Origin of the sequence: Candidatus Enterococcus ikei (assembly GCF_017316105.1) — a bacterium.
Taxonomy (GTDB): domain Bacteria; phylum Bacillota; class Bacilli; order Lactobacillales; family Enterococcaceae; genus Enterococcus_L; species Enterococcus_L ikei.
Window position 1 is genome coordinate 1 of sequence record NZ_JAFLWD010000070.1, and the last position, 1,521, is coordinate 1,521.

Below are 1,521 nucleotides of genomic sequence, written 5' to 3' on the forward strand. Positions count from 1 at the left end.
AGAATTAAGTTCAAGATATTTTTGTTCTTTATTATATGTAATCAAAAGAGTGGAATTGATTACTTAGATAAGTATATTCTATTATTTTTATTTAGTCTAGTATAAAAAACGTGAATTTTTATCAAATTTTTCTCTTTTTTTCTAAAAAAATGATAAAAATTTGTTGTTTTATTGATTGATTTCATTTTAGAAAAGAGATATTTATATGTATAATTCATTTTTTAGCCGTCAAAAAACCGTCAAATTAAAAATTCCTAGGAGGAGAAAAGTATGTCAAAAAGAGGAGAAAATATCTATAAACGAAAGGATGGTCGCTGGGAAGGACGTTATAGAAAAGGTCGGAATAAGGAAGGTAGAATTGTTTATGGCTATGTTTATGGAAAACAATATAATGAAGCAAAAGAAAAATTATCAAAAAAAAAAGCAGACTATTCTATATATGGAGAAACAGCTTTACAAGAAGAAATGATGGTTGATGAATGGTTAAATTATTGGCTGAACATTTTAATGAAAAATAGAATCAAACCATCTACCTACTCAAATTATAGAGGGCGAATCAACCGTCATCTTTCGCCATTTTTTAAAAATAAGCAATTATCTGAGCTAGAAACAGCTGATATAGACAGATTTATTTATTCATTGTATCTATCAGATCTTTCATCTAACACTATTCGCAGTATTATTAGTATGTTAAGAAGTGCTCTAAAAAAGGCTGTAAACGATAATAGAATTTCAAATAATCCTTGCCAGGGGGTCCTTTTACCGGTACTAACCAAACCAAAAATAAAAAGTTTAGACAGAAAGCAACAAAAAAAATTAGAACAGATTTCTTTATATAAAAAAGAGTGTTCAGCGGAAATTATTTCGTTGTATACGGGAATGAGAATTGGAGAAATCAGCGGATTAAAATGGGAAGATATCGATTTTAAAAACAATAAAATTTTTGTAAAAAGAACCATTTCCAGAATCCCTTCAGTAACAGAACCACACAAAACTGAGATTATTATTGGGAAACCAAAGTCAATTAATGGAGAACGTGCCATACCGATATCTAAAAATTTAAAAAGATATTTATTGGAAAAAAAGCAAAAAAGTACTAGTGCATTTGTCATTTCCTGCAAAAATAGTTTTACGGAACCACGTATTATTAACTATCGTTTTAAAAAAGTAGTAGAAGAATCAAAAATAGGTCAAGTTCACTTTCACGCGCTTCGTCATACTTTCGCAACGAGATGTGTTGAATCAGGAATTGATATTGCGACATTGAGTAAAATCTTAGGACATGCATCAACTAAAATGACACTCGACATCTATACGGATTCATTATGGGAAACGAGACGCTCAGCCATGATGGTGATTGATAAACAACTTAATTATGATGAAAAGATACTCTTATAATGAAAGAAAGGCATTCAGCAAAACGCTGAGTGTCTATTTTTTAACCGTCAAAATTATGGTCAAATTTTACTAAGAAACGAGGAATAATCGGATGGATCGAATGAATATCTTGAACTTAATTCT

1 protein-coding gene is annotated in these 1,521 nt (G+C 29.7%); it reads left to right on the plus strand.

The window, feature by feature from the left end; all coding sequences use genetic code 11:
- The first annotated feature begins 270 nt into the window (after window positions 1–270).
- Window positions 271–1,398, plus strand: coding sequence for a tyrosine-type recombinase/integrase (locus tag JZO69_RS16500; RefSeq protein ID WP_207113899.1), 1,128 nt, complete (start codon window positions 271–273; stop codon window positions 1,396–1,398).
- The last annotated feature ends 123 nt before the right edge of the window (window positions 1,399–1,521 follow it).

Excerpts from the sequence above, each read along its gene's own strand:
- JZO69_RS16500 (WP_207113899.1), top strand. The coding sequence starts at position 271 with ATGTCAAAAAGAGGAGAAAATATCTATAAACGAAAGGATGGTCGCTGG.